This window comes from Micromonospora sp. NPDC000207, from assembly GCF_040300925.1.
Classification (GTDB): Bacteria; Actinomycetota; Actinomycetes; order Mycobacteriales; family Micromonosporaceae; genus Micromonospora.
The window spans coordinates 1-5,783 of the sequence record NZ_JBEPEQ010000193.1; the positions used below are offsets into that span (position 1 = coordinate 1).

2 protein-coding genes are annotated in these 5,783 nt (G+C 70.7%); both read left to right on the top strand.

Going from position 1 to position 5,783, the window contains the following annotated elements; genetic code table 11:
* Positions 1 to 1,272 (top strand): non-ribosomal peptide synthetase (locus ABT336_RS26610; RefSeq protein ID WP_350900228.1); only part of this gene is annotated, 1,272 nt, incomplete at its 5' end.
* On the top strand, positions 1,269 to 5,783 hold a 4,515-nt coding region (locus ABT336_RS26615), incomplete at its 3' end, for a non-ribosomal peptide synthetase (RefSeq protein WP_350900230.1). The genes ABT336_RS26610 and ABT336_RS26615, both read left to right, overlap by 4 nt.

Below are 5,783 nucleotides of genomic sequence, written 5' to 3' on the forward strand. Positions count from 1 at the left end.
GTGGTGGTGTCGCATGGTGCGGCGGTGAATACGGTGGTGGATGTGTGTGGTCGGTTTGGTGTGGGGGAGGGGGATCGGGTTCTGGCGGTGTCGGCTTTGGATTTTGATTTGTCGGTGTTTGATGTTTTTGGTTTGTTGGGTGTGGGTGGTGGTGTGGTGTTGGTGGGTGAGGGTGATCGGCGGGATCCGTATTGTTGGTTGGATTTGTGTGGTCGGTTCGGGGTGTCGGTGTGGAATTCGGTTCCGGCGTTGTTGGATATGGTGTTGGTGGCTGCTGGTGGGGGTGGTTCGGGGTTGTCGGGTTTGCGGGTGGTGTTGGTTTCTGGGGATTGGGTGGGGTTGGATCTGCCGGGTCGGGTGCGGGAGGTTGGGGGGTCGTCGGTTCGGTTTGTGGCATTGGGTGGGGCGACGGAGGCGGCGGTGTGGTCGAATTGGTGTGAGGTGGGTGAGGTTCCGGAGTCGTGGTCGTCGGTTCCGTATGGTGTGCCGTTGTCTGGTCAGCGTTTTCGGGTGGTTGACGGGCGGGGGCGGGATTGTCCGGACTGGGTGGCTGGGGAGTTGTGGATCGGTGGTGTGGGGGTGGCGTCGGGTTATTGCAATGATGTGGTGCGGACGGGTGAGCGGTTTGTGGAGTTTGCGGGTGAGCGGTGGTATCGGACTGGGGATGTGGGGCGGTATTGGTCGGATGGGACGTTGGAGTTTTTGGGGCGTACTGATGATCAGGTGAAGGTGCGGGGGCATCGGATCGAGTTGGGTGAGGTGGAGTCGGCGTTGGTGGCGTTTGGGTCGGTGGTGTCGGCGGTGGTGTTGGCGGTGGGTGATCCGTTGCGGTTGGTGGCGTTCGTGGTGCCGGGTGAGGGTGCGGATGTGGATGGGTTGGCTGATTTTCTGGGTGAGCGGTTGCCGTCGTATGCGGTGCCGTCGGTGTGTGTGGTGTTGGATGAGTTGCCGTTGACGGTGAATGGGAAGGTCGATCGGCGGGTGTTGGTGGGGTTGGTGGATGAGGACGGGCCGGTGGTGGAGGGTGAGCCGGTTCGGGGTGAGGTGGAGGAGCGGGTGGCGGCGATCTGGGTTGAGTTGTTGGGGGTGGGTGAGGTTCGTCGTGATGACAATTTCATCGCGTTGGGTGGGGACAGCCTCCTGGCCACCCGAATGGTCGAGGCGATCCGCCAACGATTCGGGGTCGAGATCCCCATGCGGCAGATCTTCGCCGCACCCACCGTCGCGCAGACGGCAGAACTGATCGACAGCTTCGAGGAAGGCGTCCTATGACCAGTTCACCGACCACGCCGACCGCCGCCGAGCTGGTCGCGGAACTGAGCGATCTCGGCGTACACCTGTGGGAGGACGAGGGCCGACTCCGGTTCCGCGGCCCGAAGGGCGTACTCACCGAACACCGGCGCCGCGCCCTCACCGAACACCGCGACGAGGTCCTCGCCCACCTGGCCGCGCAGGCCACCACCGTGGTGCCCGACCCCGCCCACCGCCACGACCCGTTCCCGTTGACCGAGGTGCAGCTGTCGTACCTGCTGGGCCGCTCCGACCTGTACGACTACGGCGACAGCCCCTGCCAGGTCTACGCCGAGGTGGAGTTCACCGACCTCGACCCGGACCGGCTGGAGGACGCCTGGGACCGGCTGGTGCACCGGCACGACATGCTGCGCGCCGTGTTCGACCCGCAGGGCTCCCAGCAGGTCCGACCCGACGTCCCCCGCTACCGCGTCCCGGTGACCGACCTGCGCGGCGAACCCGCCGACCGGGTCGAGACGGCGCTGGCCGCCACCCGCGCCCGGATGGACCACCACCGCTACGACCCGCAACGCTGGCCGCTGTTCGCCCTGGCGGTCACGCTCACCGACGGACGCGCCGTCCTGCACGTCTCCATCGACTTCCTCGTCGCCGACTACCTGAGCACCCAGGTCCTGCTCGACGAGTTGCGGCAGCTCTACACCGGCGGCGACCTGCCCGACCTGGAGATCACCTTCCGGGACTACCTCCTCGCCCGGCGCGGCACCCGCGACACCGCCGCGTACGACAGGGACCGGGAGTACTGGATGTCCCGGCTGGACACCCTCCCGGGCGCCCCCGAACTGCCGGTACGGGAACGGCACGCCGACGGCCCGGCCCGGTTCCGGCGGCTGGGCACCGTGGTCCCCGCCACCCGGTGGGACGCCCTGCGCGCCCACGCACGCGCGCACCGGCTCACCCCGTCGACTGTGGTCCTCGCCGCCGTCGCCGAGGTGATCGGCAGGTGGAGCCGACACCCGCGCTTCTGTCTCAACCTGACCCTGCTCAACCGGGAACCCCTGCACCCCCAGGTCGACCGGCTGGTCGGCGACTTCACCACAGTCAGCCTCCTCGAGGTCGACACCTCGGGCGACGCCGCCTTCGTCGAGCGCGCCAGGGGCATGCAGGACCGGCTCTGGGCGGACATGGACCACCGCTCCTTCGGCGGGGTCGAGGTGATGCGGGAGATCGGTCGTCGCCGTGGACGCGCCGAGGCGCTCATGCCCGTCGTGTTCACCAGCACCCTCGGCGTCACCGACGACGCGGCGGCCCCGGCCGACGACCTCGACGGACGCATCGGGTACGGCCGCAGCCAGACCCCCCAGGTGTGGATCGACGCGCAGGCCGTCGAGGAACACGGTGACCTGCACGTCCGGTGGGACGTCAGGGAGGGGGTGCTCGCCGAGGACGTCGTCGACGAGATGTTCGCCCAGCTCGACGACCTGCTCCGACGCCTGGCCGGTGCGGAGTCCACCTGGTCGCATTCGTCCCCCGTGGTCCTCCCCGAAGGGCAACTGCGTCGCCGCGCCGCCGTCAACGACGTCCCCGCTGCCCTCCCCGAAGGACTGCTCACCGACGACGTGCTCGCCGCCGCCGCCCGCGAACCGGGGCGTCCCGCCGTCGTCGACGGCCGTCGCACCCTGACCTACGGCGAACTGGTCGCCGAGGCCGGGGCGGTCGCCGAGGCCCTGCGCGAGGCGGGAACGAACCCGGGCGACCTGGTCGCCCTGGTCATGGAGAAGGGATGGGAGCAGGTCGTCGGCGTCCTCGGGGTGCTGCTCGCCGGTGGGGCGTACCTGCCGATCGAGGCCGGACAGCCCGCTGCCCGGCGCGACCGGATCCTGGCCGACGCGCGGGTACGCCACGTCCTGAGCCAGTCCTGGCTGCAGCCGGAACTCACACTGCCGGTCGTCGCCGTCGACAAGGTGAAGCCGACGGCGACGACCCCCACGGCCCCCGCCCGGACGGCCGACGACCTCGCCTACGTCATCTACACCTCCGGCTCCACCGGCGCCCCCAAGGGGGTGATGATGTCCCACCGGGCCGCGCTCAACACCATCGCCGACGTCAACCGACGGTTCGACGTCACCGCCGACGACCGGGTCCTGGCCCTGGCCGGTCTCGGCTTCGACCTGAGCGTGTACGACGTGTTCGGGGTCCTCGGCGTCGGCGGACTCGTGGTGCTGCCCGACGCCGACCGGCGCGGCGACCCCTCCCACTGGGCCGAACTGGTCGCCACCCACCGGGTCACGCTCTGGAACTCGGTGCCGGTGCAGCTGCAACTGCTGGAGGACTACCTGTCGGTGGAGCCCCGCGACGACCTCGACTCGTTGCGCCTGGCGCTGCTCAGCGGCGACTGGATCCCCGTCCACCTGCCCGACCGGGTCCGTGCCCGGTGGCCCCGACTGCGGCAGGTGAGCCTCGGCGGCGCCACCGAGGCCGGCATCTGGTCGATCTTCCACCCGATCGACCGGGTCGACCCGACCTGGCCGAGCATCCCGTACGGCACCCCCCTGGCCAACCAGACCTTCCACGTCCTGGACGCCTGGGGACGGCACTGCCCCGAGCACGTGCCGGGGGAGCTGCACATCGGCGGGGCCGGACTGGCGACGGGCTACCTCGGCGACGAGCAGCAGACCGCCGAACGCTTCGTGCACCACCCCGAGCTGGGCCGGCTCTACCGCACCGGTGACGTCGGCGTCTACCGGCAGGACGCCGTCGTGGAGTTCCTCGGTCGCCGCGACCGTCAGGTCAAGGTGCGCGGCCACCGCATCGAACTGGCCGAGGTCGAGGCCGCCCTCGGGGCGCATCCCGGCGTCGGGGCGGCCCACGTCCTCGTCGACGGGGACGACCCGACGCAGCGCCGCCTGGTCGCGTTCGTCCAACCGGCCGGTCGGGACGCCCGTACCGACCCCCGCGCCGAGGCGTTGACGGCGGCGGCCGTGGCCGCCGGTGACGCCACCACCGCCGGGGTGGACCGCGACGAACTGGCCGAGTTCATGCGCCGGCTCGACCACGCCGGGCTCCTCGGCATGCTCCACGCCCTGACCGGCGCGGGACTCTTCGCCGACCCGGGGGACCGGCACACCGCCGACGAGGTCGTCGCGCGGGCGGGGGTGGCACCCCGGCACCACCGGCTGGTCCGCCGGTGGCTGGCCGCGCTGGTCGCGGCGGGCCTGCTGGAACGCGCCGGGGACGGATACCGCCGCGCCGACCGCGACGGCAACGACGACCCGGCCGCCGCCTGGGCCGCCGTCGACGAGCTGCAACGCGAGGACCAGTACAAGGCCGAGCTGATCGACTACTTCCGGACCAGCACCCGGCTCCTGCCGCAGCTGCTGCGCGACGAGGTCGACCCGCTGCCGCTGCTGTTCCCCGAAGGACGACTGGACACCTCGTACGCCGCCTACCGCGACAACGTCATCAGCCGCTACGTCAACCACGCCGTCCTCGGCCTGCTGCGACGGTTGGCGGCCGACAGGTCGGACACCCTGCGGGTGCTGGAGGTCGGTGCCGGTGTCGGCGGCACCAGTACCGTCGTCGTCCCCGAACTGGCCGACGCCGACGTGGACTACCTGTTCACCGACGTGTCGCAGTTCTTCCTCACCGAGGCGCAGGGGCGCTTCGGCGACCGGGTCCGGTACGGGCTGCTCGACATCAACACCGACCCCCGCGAGCAGGGGTACCTCCCCAACGGCGTCGACGTGGTGCTCTGCGCCAACGTGCTGCACAACTCCCGGCACGCCGGGGTGGTGCTGGCCCGGCTCCGTGAGCTGCTGGCCCCCGGCGGGTGGCTGGTCTTCATCGAGACCACCAGGGAGAACGTCCAGATCATGACCTCGATGGAGTTCATGATGCCGGAGAAGGACCCCGACAAGTGGGACTACGAGGACCTGCGACGCGGCCACGACCAGACCTTCCTGACCGTGGCGCAGTGGCGGGACCTGCTCGCCGAGGCGCAGGCGGACACCGTCCTCACCCTGCCCCGCCCCGACGACGTCACCGCCCCCCTCGGACAGCACGTCTTCGCCGCCCGGTTCAAGGCCGACCGGGAACCCGTCCGCGTCGACGACCTGAACCGGCACCTCGCCGAGCGGCTCCCGGAGTACATGGTGCCCGCCCAGACGCAGATCCTCGACGCCCTCCCGGTCACCGGCAACGGCAAGGTGGACACCGCAGTGCTGCACGCCTGGGCCCGACGGGAGCCGGGCGAGACGACCTCGACCCACAGCGCCCCCGTCGACGAGTTGGAGCAGCGCCTCGCCACCGTCTGGGCGGACCTGCTGCGGCTGCCCGGCGTGGGCCGCGACGACGACTTCTACCAGCTCGGCGGGGACTCCCTGCTCGTCGCGCGCCTCGCCGGACGGGTCCGTGAGGAGATCCCCGAGGCCCAGGGGCTGCTCTACGACACGCTCCTGCGCGCCCTGATGAACCGACCCACCGTGGCCGGGCTCGCCGACGCCGTCCGCACCGCCGCCGACGCCACCCGGGGCGGC